Genomic DNA, 20,086 nt, shown 5'->3' on the forward strand with positions numbered 1-20,086 from the left:
TGTTTCTTGAAGCTGAAGCTATTATTTCCTCCACCTGCATAGCAGGTGGTTTATTTGTTTCAAATGTGCCATTTGAAACGCACTAAAGTGACCAACAAAAAATCGCCGAGGCATTCTTTATGAATGACTCAGCGATTTAAATTAAACCAGACAAAATCCGAAATCTTTATTGTGGTCAGGTCAGACTTGTAAGATCAGGTCTGGCAGGGTCAGGCATAGATGGTACTTTTTCTTTAAGCTGCTGTCTTCAGATTCATTTTTGCCTTCATGGAATTGAATACTCCAACAAGCTTTCCGACAAAAAGGGCAGAAAGCACAGTGCCTTCCCTTACTCCCAGTATATGTCCAGCAAAAATCAGGCCTACGGCAACAGAAATCATGACCACGGCAGTGTCGAAAATCATCTTCACCTTATGGAACGATATCCCTGTCAGTTGGGTTATCGCAAGCATGACACCTTCAGCTGGCATAGGCATGAGGTCAGCGCCCATGTACAATGTTACGCCTAAGGCTACCAATATTATGCTCACTACAAGGTAAGCCAGCTGGAGCGGATAGAAGTCCGCAACCGGGAATGTTAGCATTGAGTTGCTGAAGCTGACAAAATAGCCGAATATGGACGAGAATGCTATCTGCAGCAGGTATTGCGGCTTGAACTTCCTTCGAAGAAGCACCAGCTGAAGCAGTACATAAACAGAGAATATTACGGTTATTACCTTACCCTGGTCGATTCCCATTATAACGCTGAGCACATAGCCGATTGAATTTACAGGCGATATGCCAAGGTTCGATTTTATCGAAAATGTTACTCCAACAGCAAGGAATAGTAGTCCCAGGCAATACTTCGGGATTTTAACTAACAGCTTCATGAACATTGTTTGTCGAGCTCATCGATTATCGCCGGGATTACCTTGAACAGGTCTCCAACTATGCCATAATCTGCAACTTCAAATATCGGTGCATTTTCAGCTGAGTTTATCGCGATGATCTGCTCTGAATTCTGCATCCCGGCGATATGCTGTATCGCTCCTGAGATTCCGCAGGCAATGTATATCTTTGGCTTAACGGTGGTTCCTGTCTGTCCTACCTGGTAGGCATGGTCCATCCAGCCGGCATCGACTGCAGCTCTTGATGCTGCTACGACTCCGCCAAGCCTGTGTGAAAGCTGTCTCAGGAGTTCGAAGCCCTCAGGCCCCTTCATTCCCTTGCCGCCTGAAACGATTATTTCCGCATCAGTCAGGGATACCATTTCCTTAAGGTGCTTCACTACATCTACAACCTTAGTCCTTATTTCTCCTTCAGAGAATGAAACTGACAGCTTTACTGTCTCTCCCTTTCTTCCGGAAACTTTCGCAGCCTTGTCCATTACACCAGGCCTTACGGTCGACATCTGTGGTCTATGGTTCGGGCAGACTATGGTTGCCATAAGGTTTCCGCCGAATGCCGGACGGGTCTGCTTTATCTTCTTGTCATCAGGATCAATCTCAAGCTTTGTGCAGTCTGCAGTTAGGCCAGTATTGGCTTTTACTGCGAGGCATGGTCCAAGATCCCTTCCTATATGTGTTGCGCCAAGAAGCACGATTTCAGGCTTGTATTTGCCTATGGCTTCGAATATCACTTTTGTATATCCATCCGTAGTGTATTTTTCAAGCTCCGGTGAATCTGCAACATAAACCTTGTCAGCACCATACTCGAAAAGCTCGTCAGCAAGGTTTCCTATGCCAGATCCGCAAACAACCGCTGACAGCTCGCATCCGATCTCTGCAGCAAGCTTTTTTCCCTCGCCAAGCAGCTCGATGACAACTGGCATTATCTTCTTATCCCTCTGCTCTGCGAATACCCAGATACCGCTATATTCAGACAGATCGGTAGTTTCTTTCTTCTCTTCAATCTTCTCTATTGCCTTGAACGGGCATTTGTCTACACATACGCCACAGCTGGTGCAGGCCACGCCGATTACGGCAAGCTTGCCTGACATTGTTATCGCACCAAAAGGACAACTCTTTACACATATGGTGCAGCCCTTGCATTTTTCGTTAATTATATTTACAGACATGTTATCTCAGTCCTTTCAATTTAGATGTAATGTTTCTGCTTAAGCTTAGTTACGAGATTCCCCGCCATGACCTGTATGGTTCCGTCGAGCATCTCTCCCTTTCCCTTAGGAGGAGGAGTGAATGAACGGAATACCTGTGTCGGTGAAGCACTGAGTCCGCAGCAGGATGGGTCTAGCTCAACATCCTTGTGTCCCCAGACCTCTATCTGCTTCTGGTATGCGTTCATGACTCCACCTATGGACATGTACCTTGGTACGTTGAGTTCCTTGACTGCAGTCAGAACGCAAGGAGTTTTGACTTCAACAACCTCGTAGCCGTCCTCCATCTGTCTGTGTACGACCGCCTTGTCCTTATCTATGCTTACAAGCTTCTCCACATAGGTTACCACTGGAAGGTCCAGCCTCTGTGCAAGCTGAGGTCCAACCTGTGCAGTGTCTCCGTCTATGGCCTGCCTTCCGGCGAATATGATGTCAACATCCTTGACCTTCCTGACTCCTGCCGCAAGTGTAGTCGATGTGGCACATGTGTCGGCTCCGCCGAATGCCCTGTCGCTCAGAAGATATGCTTCATCGGCACCCATTGCGAGGCACTCCCTGAGCATGTATGTTGCCTGAGGTGGTCCCATCGTAAGTACTGCAACAGTCGTGTCAGCCATAGTATCCTTCAGGGCAAGCGCTGCCTCAAGTGCATTGGCATCATCCGGATTAAGGATACTTGGGACTCCGTCCCTTATCAGCGTACCCTTGACCGGGTCTATCTTTACTTCGTTTGTATCAGGAACCTGTTTTACGCAAACTAGAATCTTCATTGTAAATTACCTCCCGTTACTTCTTCAGCAGGGTGCCAGCTATTACCATCTGCTGTACCTGCGAAGTGCCTTCATATATTGTGAATATCCTTGCATCCCTGTAGAATCTCTCTACCTTGTACTCCTTGATGTAGCCGTATCCACCATGGATCTGAACGGCCTTGGCGCAAATTTCGTTGCATACCTCTGACGCGTAGTACTTGGCCATGGAAGCGCTCTGGCCGGATGGCTGTTTTGTATCCATCAGGTATGCTGTCTTGTAGACAAGCTGCTTGGCTGCCTCGAGCTTTGTCGCCATGTCAGCGATCATGAAGCTTATGGACTGGAAATCAGCTATCCTTCTACCGAACTGCTTTCTCTCTTTGGCGTACTTTATCGCCTCATCGAGAGCTCCCTGGGCAACTCCTATCGATTGTGCCGCAACCCCCATTCTTCCTGTGTCGAGGGTCTTCATGGCGTTCGTGAAGCCCTTGCCTTCTTCACCGAGAAGGTCGTCCTTGTGCACCCTTACGTTCTCAAGTATGATGTCGCTTGTTGCGCAGCCTACGAGGCCCATCTTGTGCTCGGCTTTTCCGCAGGAAACGCCTTCAAGAGTCATGTCAACTATGAAAGCTGATATTCCTTTTGTGCCCTTTGTCAGGTCTGTCTTCGCGTAGATTATGGCGTAATCGGCCAGCGGCGCCATTGTGATGAAGGTCTTCCTGCCGTTAAGGATATAGTAGTCGCCATCCTTCACTGCAGTGCTTGTCATTCCGCCAGCATCAGATCCTGCACCTGGCTCGGTCAGTCCGAAGGCAAGTATCTTCTCTCCTGTCACTACAGGTCTTAGATATTTCTCCTTCTGCTCGTCAGTACCCGCAAGAAGCAAAGGGCCGCCTGACAGAGAGTTCGGTGATGATACATAAAGGCTGGCAACAGCGCTTACCTTTGCTACCTCCTCCATGACTATGGCGTAGGACCTGGCGTCTGCACCCTGACCTCCGACTTCCCTGGGGATCTTTATACCGAAAAATCCGGCTTTTCCCATCTTATCCAGGATTTCCTTTGGAAACACACCGGACTCCTCAACCTTGTCAAGTACGTCGTTTGTAAGCTCCTTCTCGGCGAAATCCTTCGCAAGCTTTCTTATGAGCTCATGCTGTTCAGTAAAAAACATTTCATTTCCTCCTCAATCTCTTTTCAATATGTATTGCTCTGTTTGCTAGTGTCTTTATGATCTAATACTTTAGTGTTTTTATAGCCTCAGCCCGCCCCAGTCTTCACAAAACAGGCTGCTGTCCATAAGCTTAAGGTCCTCTGCTATTTCCGGAATGAATTCCATCTGTCCTATGATGTCCTTTTCAAGGTCCACACCGGGAGCAATCTCGATTACTGTCATCTTTCCTTCGATCAGCCTGAAGACGCAGCGCTCGGTAACATACAGAATCTCCTGCCCGCTCCTAGCACCATACTCCCCGCTGAACGTGACCTGCTCCACTTCCTTGAGAAACTTCATCCCCTTGCCAGCTTCATGGATCACAAGTGCTCCGCCTGAAATCTCCATCCTGCATTTTGCTGAGAAGGTACCAGCGAATATAACCTTCTTGGAGCTCTGTGAGATGTTGATGAACCCACCCGGGCCAGTCAGCCTGTCCCCGAATCCCGGTATGAAGAACTTACTCACATTGATGTTTCCATGCTGGTCAGCCTGTGCAAGGCCAAGCACCGCAACATCTATACCACCACCGTCGTAGAAATCGAACATGTAGCCATGGTCGATGTTTGCTTCAGCATTATAGGAGCTTCCAAAGTTCGGCTGGCTTGCTGGAACTCCGCCGAAGGCACCGCTCTCTGTCGTCAGGATGATGTCTTCGATGTGCCCTTCTTCAGCAGCCACACTTGCAACATCAGCTGGTATCCCGACTCCAAGGTTGACTATATCGCCTTTCCTCAGCTCAGCTGCGCACCTTCTGGCAATTACCTTTCTTTCAGAGAGTGGAACTACCGGAATACCGTCCAGAGGCTTCTTTATGTTTCCTGCAAACGCAGGCTCATAATAAGTTCCCTCTGTCTGCCAGCAGGCTCTCTTATCAGTTGCAATCACCACATAATCCACAAGGGCTCCGGGTATCTTTACATTCTTCGGGTGAAGGGTTCCCTTGGCTGCTTCGTACTCTACCTGGACGATTACGATTCCACCACTGTTCTTAGCAGCCTGAGCCACTACCAGGCCTTCATTTATCGGACCTTCGTTCTCAAATGTTATGTTCCCGTTCCTGTCTGCTGTTGTTCCCCTTAAGATGGCGACATCGAGAGGGAAGGATTTGTAGAACAGGTACTCTTCTCCATGCAGATTTACAACCTCAACAATGTCTTCATTTGTGACCTTGTTCATCTTTCCGCCTTCGATGCGGGGATCAACGAAGGTCCCGAGTCCAATCTTTGTCAAAAGGCCCGGTCTGTGCGCCGCTATTTCACGCCACAGGTTGACGATCACTCCCTGCGGAAGGCAATGGCATGCGATCTTGTTTGCCCTGACAAGGTCATTCATTGCAAAGGCAGACCCGATATGTGCAGCCGACCATTTTGATACAAGGCCTTCTACGCCAAACCTTGTCATACCTCTCTCTTTCCAGTCTCCCAGTGCGCTGCCCTGCTTCATCGAGAGGTCCCGGGGATGGCCTGTGGCTTTATAGTTTTCTGCAATTGCCACTGCAATTTCCTCAGGCCACCCTGAGAGACCCATGCCTGCGACTCCTACAGTCGCATTGTCTGGAATGAGTCCTGCAGCTTCTTTCGCCGTGATGAATTCAACCATGACTTTGATCACCCCTACATGTTTTCTTACTCGTTAATTTCATAACAATAGTATAACATGTTAATTTAATCACGTAAATATTTACATGTTTGAATTTACGTCTTTTTCTAAAATTTTCACAAACATATTTTTACTTATCCTGATTTTTTTCTGTTTGCTTAGATGTTCAGTTTTAGAAGATGTTATGGTATGATTGCATCAATATGTAGGAGGTAACATGTATGCGAACACTTAAATATGCCATACTTGGGCTTATCAACCGCGAACCGATGACAGGTTACGATATAACCAAGGAATTCAACTCAAATGTTCTGGCCAACTTCTGGTATGCAAACCACAGTCAGGTATACCCCGAGCTCAGCAAGCTGATCGATGAGGGCTCCATAAGCTTTGAGGTCGTGATCCAGGGTGAAAAGCTCGAAAAGAAACTGTACACCATCACCGAAAAGGGCAGGAAGGACCTCATGAAGTGGCTTGTCAAGGATGATCCGCTGGAAGCTACTCCCAAGGATATATTCAGGTTAAGGGCTTACTTTTCAGATTTTCTGGACCTTGATGAGCTTTCTGACCTTGTGAAACAGCAGAAGCTGAAGCATGTTCAGAAGCTTGAATCCCTTCAGAGGATCATGGACCGAACCTATCCTGTACCACCTTCTGTGAAAACCAGGGAATTCGGCGACTTCATCGTCCTTGAGAGTGCCATCATGCGCGAGAAATACTACATCAACTGGCTTGATGATTATCTCTCCCATATTTCACGGGCTTGATTTGAAAAAAGAAGGTACGGTCATACCGTGCCTTCTTTTCATTGTCAAACGGTCAGGGGTTATTTTACTTGAGTATCTTTACAGTAGCCTCTCCATCGATGACAATTGTTCCATCCTGGTTTACTGCATAGTTGTGTACCTTGAGTATCTTCTTCTCTTCTATCTTCTCAGCGACTTCAACATAAGCTGTTATAGTATCGCCCATCCTTGTAGGTGCCTTGAATTTCTGAGTGTGTCCCATATATACTGAAGCTCCTCCGAAGAATGGTGCTCCTGCTGGTCCGAAAAGGCTCTCAACAAGCATTCCATGGCAGATCCTCGACTTGAATACAGTAGTCTTTGCATATTCCTCGTTCATGTGGAGAGGATTGAAATCCCCGCTTATTCCTGCGAACAATATTACGTCTGTCTCTGTTATTGTCTTTGTGAAGGAGTTCTTGTCTCCTACCTTGAAATCGTCAAAGCTCTTCATTTCATATGCCATTTTTTTATTCCTCCAAATTTTGATTTATTCTTGTATCATGGATTAGCTGCAGTAGGTTCCGCCATTGATGTTGAGTGTAGCTCCGTTTATGAATCCGGCTTCACCAGATGCAAGGAATGCTACTGCTCCAGCGAGCTCCTTAGGATCTCCGCCTCTTCCAACTGGTATCTGTGAGATGAGGTTATCGATTATTTCCTGCTTCATTGTAAGTGTCATTTCAGTCATCATGAATCCAGGTGCGATTGCATTGCAGGTTACACCCTTTCTTCCGAACTCCTTGCTCCAGGTCTTTGTCATTCCGATTACTCCGGCCTTTGCTGCGCCGTAGTTAGTCTGACCGAAGTTTCCTGCTACTCCTGTAAGTGAGCTTATGTTTATGACTCTTCCGTACTTTCTCTCGAACATGTACTTAACAGCTTCCTGTGTGCAGATGAACATGGACTTCATGTTGGTGTTGATTACTAAGTCGAACTGGTCGTCAGTCATCTTCATGAAGGATGCATCCCTTGTTATTCCTGCGTTGTTGACTAGTACATCTATCTGTCCGTAAGTCTCGATGACAGTCTTCATCATGTCTGCAACCTGCGCCCTGTTTGTTACGTCGCATGCGATTGCTATGGCTTCTCCGCCTGCAGCTATGATTTCATCTCTGACTACGATGCAAGCCTCTTCATTGATGTCTGTAACGACAACCTTGGCACCTTCCTGTGCGAACCTTTCAACGAAAGCCTTTCCAAGGCCTCTTCCTGATCCGGTTACAACTGCTACCTGATTTTCAAAACGTCTCATTTTCATATCTCCTTTATTCCTAAGCTTTTTTAGTATATCTATTTGATTAGCCGACCTTTATTACTATGGAGGCTCCAATGTCACCTGCTGCACAGCCTGTGAATGCTCCATATCCGCCACCCTGCTTCGCAAGCAGCTCTACAAGCTCCATTATTGACCTTCCTGCTGTAGGACCCTGTGGATGTCCGTAGATCATTGATGATCCGCAGTTGTTTATTATTTTCTGGTCGATGTTCAGCATCCTGCCAAGGTTTGCATCGTTAACTGCAAAAGGATTGTGTGTCTTTACCTGGCTGAGGTCGCTGATCTTTATTCCTGCCCTCTTGGCTGCAAGCTCAAGAGCTGGTACTGGCGCAGCTGCCATACGGCCTGCTCCGATCCTCACTATTCCATATGACAGGACCTGAACTGTTATGTTCTTGTCTGTGCTTAGTTCCTTTGCCTTGTCCTTGGTAGTGACTATAAGTCCGCAGTTTCCGTCAGCTGGGTGAGTCTGGCTTCCGTAGGAAAGTACTCCGCCCGCTTCGATTGGCTTGAGTTTTGCAAGTTCCTCTGCTGTTACAGGCCTTACTCCCTCATCCTCTGAAATGTATTTGACTTCTCTTTTGCTTTCTCTAACTTCAACAGGGAACATGTACTTCTTCTGGAACTCCCTGTCATTTGCAAGTGCATCAAGGTACTGCTGGTATCTTAGGAGCGCAATTTCGTCACATTCCTGTTTGGTGATTCCAACTTCCCTGGCTACTGCCTCGGCTGTCTGGTACATCTGCAGTCCTGCTCCCGGCGACGGATCCCTTTTGAAATTGTCAAGGACCACGTTCTCTATATCAAGGCTGCCTGTCCTTGGGTTTGGTGCTACAACGATAGGAGTGCTAGAGCACCTGTCGGTCGAGAGGCAGAATACAGAATCAAAATTTCCAAGCTCGATGTCATTTGCCGCGAGTCCGAGTGTAGTGGTTGAAGTCGCGCAAACCTGGTTCATCGAAAGTGCAGGTATCTCCTTTTTCCTGTCGAGGATAACTGCAGCCGCATATGCATGTCCGTAGAATGACAAAGGATTTACAACTGTTGATCCCATGTACAGGAAGTCCAGTACTGTCGGGTCAAGCTTCTTGTCAGCGAACCAGCGTTTTGCTGTTTCTGCGCTGAGGACTATCGGATTTTCAGACTTTAGTGATCCGTTCCATCTTACGAATGGTGTCGAGTAATATCCTCCGTAAGGTATGTATGCTTTGGTATATGCCATTTCTTTGTCTCCTTTTCTTTGTTTTATATATGATTCTTTTACCTACCTGTTAAACCCTTAAAGTGACTTCTATGGTTCTCTATAATCATTCTTTTCTTTTCTGGCAGCTATACTATGCTCTTCAGGCTGCCCCAGGTCTCTTTGAAAATCTCTTCATCCATGGTCTTAAGGTCCTTGCTCACAAGCGGCTTGAATTCCATGTTTGCCAGTATATCCTTTTCAACGTCAATTCCTGGTGCAACTTCAATCAGCTCCATTCCATCCTTTGTAAGCTGGAATACGCATCTTTCTGTCACATAGAGGACTGTCTTGTTGTTTGCCGCAGCAGTCTTTCCGCTGAAGGTGATCTGGTCGACCTTCTTCATGAATTTCTTTTCTGTGCCTTCCTCGACGATGATGAGTTTACCATCCTCGACTTTAGTCTTGGCACCGACCATGAAGCTTCCGCAGAATACAACCTTCTTCGATGCCTGCGATATGTTTATGAATCCGCCGGGTCCCATGAATTTCGGACCGAACTTGCTCACATTCAGGTTACCGTCTTCATCGACCTGTGCCAGTCCAAGGACTGCAAGATCCAATCCGCCGCCATCGTAGAAATCAAACATCTGGTTATGAGGAATGATGGCCTCCGAATTGTATACCGCACCGAAATCGGGCTTTGCTGCAGCTACTCCGCCAAAGCTTCCACCTTCCACAGTCAGAGTGATCTTATCTATACAATCTTCCTCTGCTGCTATGGAAGCCACGTTGGCGGGCATCCCCACTCCAAGGTTTACTATCATGCCGCTCTTGAGCTCCCTGGCGCATCTTCTTGCGACGATCTTCTTTTCATCCAAAGCGAGTACGGGCATGGATCCTGTCGGAACCCTATGCTCACCTGAAAATGCAGGACTATAGTATCTTCCTTCAGTCTGCCATGATGCCTCCTCTTTAGTCGCTACGACAACGTAGTCGACAAGAGCTCCTGGGATAATGACATCCTTTGGCTTGATTGCTCCATTCTTGACCTTGTATTCAACCTGGACTATGACGATTCCTCCGGTGTTTCTCGTAGCTGCTGCCAGCGAGTAGCCTTCGTTTAGGAACATCTCCCTTTCCATGCTGACATTTCCATTTTCATCAGCTGTGGTTCCCCTCAATATACATACGTTCACAGGGAAAGTTGGAAAGAAAAGGTAGTCTTCATTGTCGATATTGAGTATCCTTACTATGTCTTCAGACTTTCTGGCTGCCTCATTCATCTTTCCGCCTTCAATTCTCGGATCGATGTAAGTTCCAATACCGACCTTTGTTATCAGTCCTGGTCTGTGAGCTGCGATCTCTCTCCAAAGGTTGATTATTACTCCCTGGGGAAGAGCGTATGTAGCAATCTCCTCTTCAAGTGCCAGCTGGCACATTTTCGTAGAACCGCCTATATGTGCACCTGTCCAGCTTCTTACCATGCCCTTGATGCCGAACCTTGTGGTTCCTCTCTGTTTCCAGTCTCCGGTATGGCATGCCTGCTTGATCTTCAGGTTTGCAGGATGACCTTCCTCTTTGTATCTGTCTGCCATCGCTTCCCCGATTTCATCAGGCCAGCCGGCGAGACCCTGTGCTGCTATACCTACTGTATCGAAGTCGTTTACCAGAAGCGCAGCTTCCTTTGCCGTAATATACTTAGCCAACTATGTTTCCCCCCCTTTAATCTTGTCTTCATCATATATCCACTTTGAGTTCATGTATAATACCGGTGTCTTATTGCCAGCTATCAGAAAAATCTATACCTTAGCGAGTGTCCCGGTGACCATTTTCTTAAGCTCTCCTGTGTTAACCTTGCCAGTCCGTCCGATTGGAAATTCGCTGAAATACTCGATACTCTCAGGTATCTTGAATTGCGCCAGATGTTTCCTCATATGGTTTATGAGAAGCTGCTCGTTGATCCGCCAGCCCTTCTTGAGAATGATGCAGGCTACAACCTTTTCCTGAATGACTTCTGCAGGCACACCTATCACCTTCACGTCCTCAATCCCCGGATAGTTCCGTATGCAGGCCTCCACCTCAACTGGCGATATGTTCTCACCGCATCTTATGATGAGCTCCTTCACACGTCCGGTGATATGGAGATTTCCGTCTTCATCCAGCATCCCAAGGTCTCCTGTCTTCATCCAGCCATCATCAGTGAATGTCTTTTCACTCTCATCCTTCATCCTGTAGTAACCCTTCATGACATTGAAACCTTTGATCTCAATCTCCCCGGAAATCCCAGGCAGCCCTTCAGCTCCGCTGATCCTAAGGCTAGTTCCCTCGATTGGCTTCCCTACATGGTGCGATTTGCTTTCAAGGCTTTCATCGAAACCTGAGAAGGTTATGCCGGCTGTCGCTTCCGTCTGGCCATATGACATCTGCAGGTGAGGTATTGAAAAGTTCCTGCTTATCTCCATAAATTCATTTGGGGATACATAAGACCCAGCAACCGTCCCTGTAATCAGCGAGCTGATCTTGTAGTTCATCCGGTTTTCGTGCCTCATCATGGCGAGGAACATTGTCGTGACTCCGTTGAACACGGTGCATCTGTTCTTTTCAATGCATTCAAGAACATCTGCCGACCTGAAGGCTTCAAGGATATAAATAGTCCCTCCTGCTGTCAGCCCCGCAAGCAGGTCAACTGAAAGTCCGTAGCAATGATAAAGGGGAAGCACAGAGCATATCCTTGTATCCGGTCCCAGCCTCATGTGCCTCGCAGCCTCAGCGGCCGCTGTCAGCATCTGGTATCCGCTTGTAAGGACACCCTTTGGCTTGGCTATAGTCCCCGACGTGAAAATGAGGTTCACAGGGTCCGCCGGATCAACTGACGCCTTCCTGCCTCTGAGGTATTCAGCCTCCAACTCGCTTGGCTCCTTGTAACTCATTAGCAGAGGTCCAAGCTCATGGCCAATGTGGAATATCCGCTTCAGCATAGGGGCTGACTCCCTGTTTATCTTATCCAGGCATACCTTGAATTCTGCCTTTTCAGCTCTATCCCCGCACGTGAGATATGTTACATCAGCATAATTAAGTGCATTTGCCAGCTCTTCGCCTGTCAGGTGGGTATTGAACAATACTGCTACTGCACCAATCTTGCAGAGTGCCAGATAATGTATTATCCATTCAGCTGAATTTGATGCCAGAAGACCCACATGAGTACCTTTGCTTATTCCGTTGCCAAGGTAGAAAAGCATTATTCTGTCCGAAAAGTTGTCAAGGTCCCGGTATGTCAGCTCTTCGCCCCTGAATACTATTGCAGTCTTGTCGCCATATTTACTTGCAAGCTTTTCTGTGAATCCACTAAATGTAGTTCCCATTTTTCACCTTCACCAATCGTCATATTGACTTCTCAGGTCCCATTCTATTGATGAAGGCATGGTCTGTCTAATACGGAAAATCTATTACCACGTATAACCATTTTTTATTTTACATGTGAATGTTTACATGTTATAATTGACATGTCTACATGTATGCCTACATGGATTTCAGGTGGTGTAAAAAATGGAAATAAGGCAATTGAAGTATTTTTTGGAGATCGCACAGGTCAGGAACTATTCCATGGCCGCTGAAAGACTGTATGTTTCCCAACCTGCACTTAGCAGCTCTATTAAGCAGCTCGAGCGTGAAATCGGCGAACCGGTATTCGTGTACAAGAACAAGACACTTTCCCTGACTCCCGCAGGAATGGACCTGCTTGGAAAGACAAAGGAGTTCATGGAGAGCTATCACCATTTTCTGGATTCGTTCCAGAAGACCGGGGAAACCCTGTCCGGAAGGATCCGGCTTGGCATAACTCAGCTTCTGGCAAATAGCGAATATATACCGAATCTCGTGAACTTCATCCAGGATTATCCAAACATAAACCTGGCACTCAGGGAAGAAGGTTCAAGCGAGGTACATAACCTGCTTATAAATAACAAGATAGATATCGGCCTGGTAGTCAATCCAACCGAAACACCGGTTATAGGAGTGACATACCTTCCATCAATAAGAAGCAAGAAGGTACTTGTCTGCAGGAAAAACCATCCAATAGCCACCCTGAGCAGGATAACCTTCGATTCGATACGGGCAGAACGTTTCGTTGAGCTGTCCGAGCGTTTCAGCTTCACATCATCGTTAATTCAGGAGTGCCTTAACTACCACTTCACGCCCAACATACTCCTGAAGTGCACATCCAAGGAGCTTATCCGTTCAGTTCTAATGCACTCTGACCTCGTTGCGATCCTTCCGGAGATGTTCCTTTCGCCTGACGACTACGCCAGCTTCCACGTAATTCATATCGAAGATAGCGTGGAAGAAGAGATAAAGATTGGCCTGATCTACAAGAAGGGCTACAACTACAAGCCAGGAACATTATTCGTGAATTACCTGGAAGAGAGGATGCTTCCTTCAGAAGCAACCTTATAGCCGCTTGCCTGGATGCCGACTGTAGAGGGAGTCTCTTAATTGGGGGGTTATTATGCAAAATATACATTTGCTTACAAATAATCCGAAATTGTCCTTTTTTGACACGCATACAAATTTGCGGGAATTCGAATCAATTCAGAAGATAGAGTTCATGACAGCAAGTACAAAAATGCAGGAAAGGACCCTTTACATAGTCACCTCTCAGAGGGATATCGACAGTATGAACATTTTCAAGCTGCCGTTTCCTTCAATACTTGTGCTTACCAGTGAGGTGAAGCTTCAAGAGACATCGGTCCGGCAGTTCAATGGCACCGTCCTTCATTCAGCCATGGACCCCTTCTGCCTGTATAATAATCTTAGCGAGATCCTCAGCTGCTATTCCAGCTGGGAAAACAGGTTCAGGATCCTTGAACTCGAGTCGGCAAGCTGCCAGCAGCTCATCGACAAAGGAGCTGAAATGCTGGGCTGTCAGCTTGCATTTGTCTCCTCTGGCTACTCAGTGAGAAGCTTCAGTGCAAAAGGAGAGAAATCCAGCTCCTTCATGGATGAACTGACTAAGGTCGGATATCTGGCAAGTCCGTACATGGACATGGTGCTTGAAGCAAGGAAGGCTGCCGAATTCGAGGATTCGACGCTTACAATTCCCTGCATGGACGGCACATCAATAGTCGTCTCATCAATCAGCTATCATCTGAAGAATATCGGGTATCTCTTATTTGTATCCCATGATGTTGAGAGCATGTATAGGATCCTTAATTTCAGCTCGATCCTTGGCTCAGCCTTAAGGAATCAGTTGACCACCGGCACCAGCATCATAAATTACAGCGGAAACTCGGCTTTTCAGAGTATGGTATCGGACCTTATCGAGCTTAAGATCGAGAACATGGATGAAATAAAAACAAGGCTTGAGATCATGAATCTCAAGCTGAAGAAGATATATCTCATATTGCTGGTCGAATTTGATTCAGTCCCCCTCTCACCGGCTCCTATAAACTTTATAGTAAACCAGCTCGAGAGGCTCATACCCAATTCGATAGTAACTACTTATCTTGACGACATAGTAATATGGTGTCAGCAAGCTCAGTTCGACAGATGCTCCTTCGACCAGGAGGCAGTCACAGGTCTTCTCAGAAAATATGGTGCACGTATCGGAATATCCAATCCTTCAAAGCACTATCTCTTCATGAACACCTTCTACCTCCAGTGCAAGAGTGCAATCAAGTTCGGAAAGAACTTCACAGCTGACAGCAACAAGCTCATTTATTACTACGAAGAGTTCCGGCTAATGGACATCATAGACATGTGCAGCGTAAACTTCAGGACGAAATACAACCATGGAAACCTGATTTATCTATGCGACCCTGCCATACTTTGGCTGGTACACTATGACCGAAAGCACAATACGAATCTTGCCGATGTTCTGTATGCATACCTGATGAATGACTGCAACTCAACAAAGACAGCAAAGCAGCTGAACCTTCACAGGAATACCATGCTCTACAAGATCGACAAGATAGAGTCGCTAGTTAACCATAGCCTGAGTGACGGAACCTTCAGACTTAACCTCATGTTTTCATATCTTGCGATAAAGTACCTTCAGGATTACAAGAAGATAGACCCCTGGGAAATCAAGTTCAACTAGAAAAGACAAAGCAAAGGATTCGGGCGAGCCCGGATCCTTTGCTTTTCAAATTCACTGGTTAAGTTTTCAGACTGATAATATAAGGAGAATCTGCTTCCTATATTATATGCTTCGCCTTGAGTGCCTCGTAGTCCTCGTCGGAAAGACCAGCATATTCCTTGAATACCTTCTCGCTGTAACTTCCAAGCTCGGGAGACAACCTGTACTCCACATGGTTCTCTGACATTCTCGGTGCAAATCCTGGTATTACAAGCTTGCCTCTCTTCGAATGCTCGATTTCAACCATTGTGCCTCTTCTTCTCAGATACTCATCCTTCGTTATATCGTCGCAGTCGAAGACTGCTCCGGCCGGGATATCCGCCCTGCACAGTATGTCCATGGCATCCTGCTTCGTATGTTCCCTTGTCCATCCCTCTATGATTGGATTAAGGATGTCCTTGTAGAGATATCTGGACCTTGGCGTCTTGAATCTGGTATCCTCGATCAGGTCGCTTCTTCCGATCACATTGCAAAGGTTCTCGAACTGCTTGCTGCCAGGATGCCTGGAGCAGTATATGTGAACATAATCGTTCTCACCATAGGGCTTGCAGGCATACATCCCTGCAGGTGCAACATCCTCGAGAGGCATTCCGTTGCCGACCCTTTTCGGAGGCTTTCCTGTCCTGTAGTACGGCTCCCAGTTTGACCTTCCGAAACCAATGACCACGTCCTGCATCGCGACTTCGATTTTCTGGCCAATCCCTTGTTTTTCCTTCTGTAGAAGAGCAGCGATTACCGAAAGTGCGCACATGTAACCAGCCCCTGAATCCGCAATATTCAGGCCTGACTGTACAGGCATTTCGCCAGGCTGTCCTGTTACCGCAGGCATGCCTCCAACAGCGGCTGCTATTGGATTGAACGCCGGGTATTCAGCGTATGGTCCGTCTGTTCCGAATCCCTTAATCTGCGCATATACGATCTTCTCGTTGAGTTTTTTACAGTCTTCGTATCCAAGCCCGAGCTTATCCATGGATCCGGGACCCATGTTCTCAACCACCACATCGACCTGTTCGACCAGCTTCCTTATGAGCCTCAGTCCTTCAGGGTCCTTTAGGTTGCAGGTTATCGACTCCTTGTTCATGTTGAGTATTACGAAGCCTACAGCATCGACAGAAGGCTCTTCCACCGAATACCTGCCAAGCTCACCCTTTACCGGTCTTTCGACCTTCCATACCTCTGCGCCAAGCCATGCCAGAGTCTCGGTGCAAACTGTTCCTGATTCGAACTGTGTGAAATCAAGTACCTTATATCCTGAAAGTGGTCCTATTCCTGCCATTTTAAACCTCCTGCCTGTTAATTCTTGTCTCAATGAATTCACTTACTACCCTTGTCATGCTGTCCTGGTTCCATTTCCTCGGGTCAACAGGGTCAGCCTTCAGCTGAAGCACCGGTATACCTGCATCCTCCATCATCTTTGTTATGAAGTAGGAGCCTTCGACCGCCTGCATGCAGTTTTCAGGTACCAGATACACCACTCCGTCAATCTTGTTGTGCTGAGCCTCAGATATGAACCACTCAGCGTTCCATGGAGGCATATGGAGAAAGTCTTCCATGCCTATGAATCTTGCCGCAAGAGCCCTTAGCGGGTCCTTCTCGACTCCGTTCCTAATGTATGCATCAGCACCCATCGCCAGGTACATTGACCATACGAATGCCGCACCGTACTTCTCCTCGAAGTACTGATAGAATCCCAGGTTGAACCATAGTCCGCGTCCTATCCACATGAGTCTGATCTTTTCATTTGGGACTGCCTTGTAGTCGTCCTTTACCCTTTGCTCAATCTCATTATAGAAGAATTTCGCATGGTCCGCTGCCCATCTTGTACCCCTCTGCCACTGGGCCTGCATCACCGCATTGATAGTGTCAGTTATCACAGCCGGTGCCGGACATCTGTCCGCAATGAGGTTCCTGGCCATCTTGTAGTATCTTTCCTGCTCGTTCACAAGGTTCATGACCTCGATGAGCTTGTTCTCATCGAACATCCTGCCTGTCTTTATCTCAAGGAAGGCAATAAGCCTCTTAAGCTCATCAACTGCCGCATCAAGCCTCTCCTCGGAATAAAGCTCCTCCCATCTGTCTTCCGCCTTCTCCCACCATTTTTCAGGCACTGAAAGAGGCACGGTATTTTCCATCGGATAGAATTCGGCACCGTATCTGTTTGCAAACAGCTCGAATATCTTACCCTGTGAGTCGCAGGTTAGCCTTGTTATTGCCATAGTGGGCTTTGGCAGTCCATTCCAGGGTGCGTCGCTCTTGTCCGGGTCAAGGGACCCTGCGAAAGCAGTTGCACAGTATGAGCACAGGTCATCCCTGTAATTAGCTTCCTTAAGCAGAGCGAAATACTTGCTTGACATCTGCTTGGCGGAGCATATTGCAGCCCACCACTGGTTGACTACGAAGGGGATGTCCATGGCTCTCAGGATCTCCATCGGCACATCCGCATTGATGTATGCGAAATCCTCTCCTGAATTTACCCTGTCATGTATTCCGGCAAACCATTCCTTCTGGTATGTACTTGCAAGCCTCGCTGCTTCCATAGTCTTCACTGATCGCATTGCGCCATCTTGAGTCGTCTTTCCCTTTTCCATGTCAGCAGCCTCCTTTCATGTCCGATATGAATGCGGTTATATCCGCCCTTAGCTTTATATTACCTGTAATTTCCGTTCCCTGCTTCGCAAGGTAATCGACTTTCTTGCCCATGGCTTTTAGCCTCTTGTTCTGCTCAGGGAAGTCCCACGAAGGTGAATCCTCGTAGATCCTCAGATAGAACAGTACGCCTTCGGCTCCTGATGCTTCAACTGCATCGGCAAGTGCCTCCACCCTCTGGGAAACGAACGCCTTCTTGGAACTGAACATCCTTAGCATGTATCTGTCGACAATGCCCCTTACAGGATCTAAACCTGTATTGACATCCCTGTCCATATGTCTGTCGCCCCAATCATGGTCTTCTGAAACGATGAGTCCGCCGGAAGCTTCAACCAGTTCGTAAAGCTCGGTATTTTCCTGGACGCTGCCAGTCATGTATACTTTAGGACCCGAGAGCTTTTCCCATGATCTGGCATCCTCGATCACCTGATTTACCAGCTCAGTATGCTCCTTCCTGTCCATGAAAAGAGAGCTTCCGATTACAACCAGGGCCTCACTGGAATTTACAGTCGCATTCTCTCCCTTTCTTAGTGCGGAGAAACTTCTTAAAGCCGCTCTGTTTTCGTTGCAGACTTCGCTTGCAGCCCTTATCTCAGAGTCAGTCAATGCCGTTCCGCTCCAGCTCTCTACCTCTTCGATGAACCTTTTTATGGTTCCCTCGTTCCTGACCTGATGCATCCTGGTCCTTGTGAACAACCAGTCTATGAAGTAAACCGGGGGCACCTTCTTCTCGGGCTCGATATGATGCACCTCGCGCAGATAGAAGTATATCCTTATCAGGGCATCAGTCGAATTGGAGATGACTATCCTGTCAACCAGATCATAGTATGTCCCATCCACAATCTTCTGGAATTGTGCACGTATAACCGGATCAAACGAAAACTCCAGGTACTGGTTGGCATCCCTTAAGTCCGGGTCCTTGTCCGCATATAGCCTTACCGGCAGATATCCTGCTGCCATGAGTATCTCGTCAGGCACGTCACAGCCCAAGGTTCCGACGACTTTCCTGCCTCTTGCCTTCGCATCTACAATATAGCTTTCCCTGTTGTCATAAATATTCTTCAATGCAGCAAAGGCTCTGCTCTGCAATGCTTTTTCCCTTATCGCCACAACAACACTTCCTTTCACTTTTCCCTTATCGCTATCTCGTCATCCACCCAATCAAATGTGGCGTTGAGATTAGCGAGCTCTGTTATTCTGTCCATGTACTCACGGACCCTGTCCCCGCCGTTTGATCTTTTTACCGCTTCGGGTATTCCGGCTTTGTTTACTATGAGAGGTATGAACCTTGTCTCCACTATCTTCCTGTCTTCAATTATGCATTTGGCAATTATCGAATATATGGAATCAGGGTGGAACGGATACGTGGGATATTCAGGATCCGGAACAAATCCGAATCTCTCCACCCTCGCCCTGGCCCAGGCCTCCGGATCGAACACCTCGGTTGCCTTTCCTTTAGTGCGCCTCCAGTTCGGTCCAAGTGAAGGCACCCAGGCAATCAGGTTGTTAAGTCCGTGGAAAATGGTCTTTCCCTTGTAGATCTCTATTCCGTGCAATATATGGGAGTGACTGCTGAAAATGATATCTGCACCGGCATCAATTGCGCCTCTTGAGACGAATTTCTCATAGTCCGCTATTTTGACGGCCTTATGGACTATGCCCTTGTGAAGATATACCGACAGCACATCACATTTTTCTCGAAGGTCTTCAATATCCCTGATCATTCTTTCATATGATGTAAGTTCCGGAAAAGTGTAGATCCTGTCAGGATTTCCTCCCGGATTTGCAACATCTCCAAGCTCATAATGCGTGATTACATCGACGTAAGCTGCTCCTGCCTTTTTAATTCCTGCATTCATGGCCTTAATTCCAACGCAGTTGTAGTTGAGGAATCCGAACTTCACAGCATCCTTTTCGATGATTACCGGTTTTACCGCTTCATCTAAGTTTCTGCCAGCGCCCGCATGAGGTATTCCATTTTCATCAAGCCAGTCCAGTGTATCATGAACACCAGTCTCGCCTGCATCATAGATGTGATTCCCCGCCATGGTCACCAGGTCGAACCTTCCCTTAAGCGGCTCCAGATTCTTTAGTTCCCTGTGCAGATCGTCAAGCTCAGGTGCGGTGTCGCTGTAAGGAACCTCTAGCTGAGCGAGGACTACATCTCCACTGCCAAGTACGCTGTCGATTCCTTTAAAATACAGCTCTGGGTTTTCGCCAAGAATGGTGTCTCCACCAACCAGCATGGTCATTCTTTTTTTCATACACTTCCCAGCCTTTTCAAATATGGAGCAGCATGTTGACAATGGATATCAGCACTGTGAATAGCACCACTCCTATGATAACAAGCCTTTTCTGATTAATGGTCATTTTCGTCCCTCCTCTGGAGGAGAATGGC

At 47.2% G+C, this 20,086-nt stretch carries 17 protein-coding genes; 3 read left to right on the forward strand and 14 right to left on the reverse strand.

Annotation, left to right across the window (positions count from 1 at the left end):
* Nucleotides 1-233 precede the first annotated feature (233 nt).
* From J2Z34_RS14595 to J2Z34_RS14615, 5 genes are all read right to left on the reverse strand, one after another.
* Nucleotides 234-869, reverse strand: a complete 636-nt coding sequence (locus tag J2Z34_RS14595; RefSeq protein ID WP_209460608.1) for a YczE/YyaS/YitT family protein — start codon at nt 867-869, stop codon at nt 234-236.
* Nucleotides 866-2,056 (reverse strand): electron transfer flavoprotein subunit alpha, encoded by a 1,191-nt coding sequence (locus J2Z34_RS14600; RefSeq protein ID WP_209460609.1) that lies wholly within the window; start codon nt 2,054-2,056, stop codon nt 866-868. The genes J2Z34_RS14595 and J2Z34_RS14600 overlap by 4 nt, the downstream gene beginning before the upstream one ends.
* Before the next feature lie 20 nt (nt 2,057-2,076).
* Nucleotides 2,077-2,865: an electron transfer flavoprotein subunit beta gene (gene etfB / locus J2Z34_RS14605; protein WP_209460610.1), complete on the reverse strand. Its 789-nt coding sequence runs from the start codon at nt 2,863-2,865 to the stop codon at nt 2,077-2,079.
* Between the two features lie 16 nt (nt 2,866-2,881).
* Nucleotides 2,882-4,021, reverse strand: coding sequence for an acyl-CoA dehydrogenase family protein (locus J2Z34_RS14610; protein ID WP_209460611.1), 1,140 nt, complete (start codon nt 4,019-4,021; stop codon nt 2,882-2,884).
* Nucleotides 4,022-4,099: 78 nt separating this feature from the next.
* The gene (locus tag J2Z34_RS14615; protein WP_209460612.1) at nt 4,100-5,662 is read right to left on the reverse strand and encodes an acyl CoA:acetate/3-ketoacid CoA transferase; all 1,563 of its coding nucleotides are present in this window, start codon (nt 5,660-5,662) and stop codon (nt 4,100-4,102) included.
* Nucleotides 5,663-5,883: 221 nt separating this feature from the next.
* On the opposite strand from J2Z34_RS14615, the gene J2Z34_RS14620 reads away from it, so the two are divergent.
* Nucleotides 5,884-6,429: a PadR family transcriptional regulator gene (locus J2Z34_RS14620; RefSeq protein ID WP_209460613.1), complete on the forward strand. Its 546-nt coding sequence runs from the start codon at nt 5,884-5,886 to the stop codon at nt 6,427-6,429.
* A gap of 64 nt (nt 6,430-6,493) precedes the next feature.
* Here J2Z34_RS14620 and J2Z34_RS14625 read toward each other — a convergent pair whose 3' ends face one another.
* The 5 genes from J2Z34_RS14625 to J2Z34_RS14645 form a co-directional block, all read right to left on the reverse strand.
* Nucleotides 6,494-6,913 carry a MaoC family dehydratase gene (locus J2Z34_RS14625; RefSeq protein ID WP_209460614.1) on the reverse strand — a complete coding sequence of 140 codons (420 nt, stop codon included), beginning with the start codon at nt 6,911-6,913 and terminating at the stop codon, nt 6,494-6,496.
* Between the two features lie 42 nt (nt 6,914-6,955).
* Entirely contained in the window at nt 6,956-7,702 is a 747-nt protein-coding gene (locus J2Z34_RS14630; protein WP_209460615.1) for a beta-ketoacyl-ACP reductase, read from the reverse strand.
* A 46-nt stretch (nt 7,703-7,748) separates the two neighbouring features.
* Entirely contained in the window at nt 7,749-8,948 is a 1,200-nt protein-coding gene (locus J2Z34_RS14635; protein WP_209460616.1) for a thiolase family protein, read from the reverse strand.
* A 107-nt stretch (nt 8,949-9,055) separates the two neighbouring features.
* Entirely contained in the window at nt 9,056-10,615 is a 1,560-nt protein-coding gene (locus J2Z34_RS14640) for an acyl CoA:acetate/3-ketoacid CoA transferase (RefSeq protein WP_209460617.1), read from the reverse strand.
* Between the two features lie 93 nt (nt 10,616-10,708).
* Nucleotides 10,709-12,271 carry a class I adenylate-forming enzyme family protein gene (locus J2Z34_RS14645; protein ID WP_209460618.1) on the reverse strand — a complete coding sequence of 521 codons (1,563 nt, stop codon included), beginning with the start codon at nt 12,269-12,271 and terminating at the stop codon, nt 10,709-10,711.
* 184 nt (nt 12,272-12,455) lie between these two features.
* Between J2Z34_RS14645 and J2Z34_RS14650 the strand changes: the two genes are divergently transcribed.
* Entirely contained in the window at nt 12,456-13,361 is a 906-nt protein-coding gene (locus J2Z34_RS14650) for a LysR family transcriptional regulator (protein WP_209460619.1), read from the forward strand.
* 169 nt (nt 13,362-13,530) lie between these two features.
* Nucleotides 13,531-15,003, forward strand: coding sequence for a PucR family transcriptional regulator (locus J2Z34_RS14655; RefSeq protein WP_209460620.1), 1,473 nt, complete (start codon nt 13,531-13,533; stop codon nt 15,001-15,003).
* 97 nt (nt 15,004-15,100) lie between these two features.
* Here J2Z34_RS14655 and J2Z34_RS14660 read toward each other — a convergent pair whose 3' ends face one another.
* From J2Z34_RS14660 to J2Z34_RS14675, 4 genes are read right to left on the reverse strand one after another with little or no spacing between them, the layout of a single operon-like run.
* Nucleotides 15,101-16,318, reverse strand: a complete 1,218-nt coding sequence (locus J2Z34_RS14660) for a CaiB/BaiF CoA transferase family protein (protein WP_209460621.1) — start codon at nt 16,316-16,318, stop codon at nt 15,101-15,103.
* Nucleotide 16,319: 1 nt separating this feature from the next.
* Entirely contained in the window at nt 16,320-17,630 is a 1,311-nt protein-coding gene (locus J2Z34_RS14665) for a 2-hydroxyacyl-CoA dehydratase subunit D (RefSeq protein WP_209460622.1), read from the reverse strand.
* Nucleotide 17,631: 1 nt separating this feature from the next.
* Nucleotides 17,632-18,816 carry a 2-hydroxyacyl-CoA dehydratase subunit D gene (locus J2Z34_RS14670; RefSeq protein ID WP_209460623.1) on the reverse strand — a complete coding sequence of 395 codons (1,185 nt, stop codon included), beginning with the start codon at nt 18,814-18,816 and terminating at the stop codon, nt 17,632-17,634.
* Nucleotides 18,813-19,952: a CapA family protein gene (locus tag J2Z34_RS14675; protein ID WP_209460624.1), complete on the reverse strand. Its 1,140-nt coding sequence runs from the start codon at nt 19,950-19,952 to the stop codon at nt 18,813-18,815. The genes J2Z34_RS14670 and J2Z34_RS14675 overlap by 4 nt, the downstream gene beginning before the upstream one ends.
* Nucleotides 19,953-20,086: the final 134 nt, after the last annotated feature.

Origin of the sequence: Youngiibacter multivorans, assembly GCF_017873395.1 — a bacterium.
Classification (GTDB): Bacteria; Bacillota; Clostridia; order Clostridiales; family Clostridiaceae; genus Youngiibacter; species Youngiibacter multivorans.

What these genes read in the sequence shown, in the direction of transcription:
- etfB (WP_209460610.1), bottom strand. Translation starts at nt 2,865, where the DNA reads ATGAAGATTCTAGTTTGCGTAAAACAGGTTCCTGATACAAACGAAGTA.
- J2Z34_RS14665 (WP_209460622.1), bottom strand. Translation starts at nt 17,630, where the DNA reads ATGGAAAAGGGAAAGACGACTCAAGATGGCGCAATGCGATCAGTGAAG.
- J2Z34_RS14600 (WP_209460609.1), bottom strand. Translation starts at nt 2,056, where the DNA reads ATGTCTGTAAATATAATTAACGAAAAATGCAAGGGCTGCACCATATGT.
- J2Z34_RS14675 (WP_209460624.1), bottom strand. Translation starts at nt 19,952, where the DNA reads ATGAAAAAAAGAATGACCATGCTGGTTGGTGGAGACACCATTCTTGGC.
- J2Z34_RS14595 (WP_209460608.1), bottom strand. Translation starts at nt 869, where the DNA reads ATGAAGCTGTTAGTTAAAATCCCGAAGTATTGCCTGGGACTACTATTC.
- J2Z34_RS14645 (WP_209460618.1), bottom strand. Translation starts at nt 12,271, where the DNA reads ATGGGAACTACATTTAGTGGATTCACAGAAAAGCTTGCAAGTAAATAT.
- J2Z34_RS14630 (WP_209460615.1), bottom strand. Translation starts at nt 7,702, where the DNA reads ATGAGACGTTTTGAAAATCAGGTAGCAGTTGTAACCGGATCAGGAAGA.
- J2Z34_RS14655 (WP_209460620.1), top strand. Translation starts at nt 13,531, where the DNA reads ATGCAGGAAAGGACCCTTTACATAGTCACCTCTCAGAGGGATATCGAC.
- J2Z34_RS14615 (WP_209460612.1), bottom strand. Translation starts at nt 5,662, where the DNA reads ATGGTTGAATTCATCACGGCGAAAGAAGCTGCAGGACTCATTCCAGAC.
- J2Z34_RS14635 (WP_209460616.1), bottom strand. Translation starts at nt 8,948, where the DNA reads ATGGCATATACCAAAGCATACATACCTTACGGAGGATATTACTCGACA.
- J2Z34_RS14660 (WP_209460621.1), bottom strand. Translation starts at nt 16,318, where the DNA reads ATGGCAGGAATAGGACCACTTTCAGGATATAAGGTACTTGATTTCACA.
- J2Z34_RS14625 (WP_209460614.1), bottom strand. Translation starts at nt 6,913, where the DNA reads ATGGCATATGAAATGAAGAGCTTTGACGATTTCAAGGTAGGAGACAAG.
- J2Z34_RS14610 (WP_209460611.1), bottom strand. Translation starts at nt 4,021, where the DNA reads ATGTTTTTTACTGAACAGCATGAGCTCATAAGAAAGCTTGCGAAGGAT.
- J2Z34_RS14650 (WP_209460619.1), top strand. Translation starts at nt 12,456, where the DNA reads ATGGAAATAAGGCAATTGAAGTATTTTTTGGAGATCGCACAGGTCAGG.
- J2Z34_RS14620 (WP_209460613.1), top strand. Translation starts at nt 5,884, where the DNA reads ATGCGAACACTTAAATATGCCATACTTGGGCTTATCAACCGCGAACCG.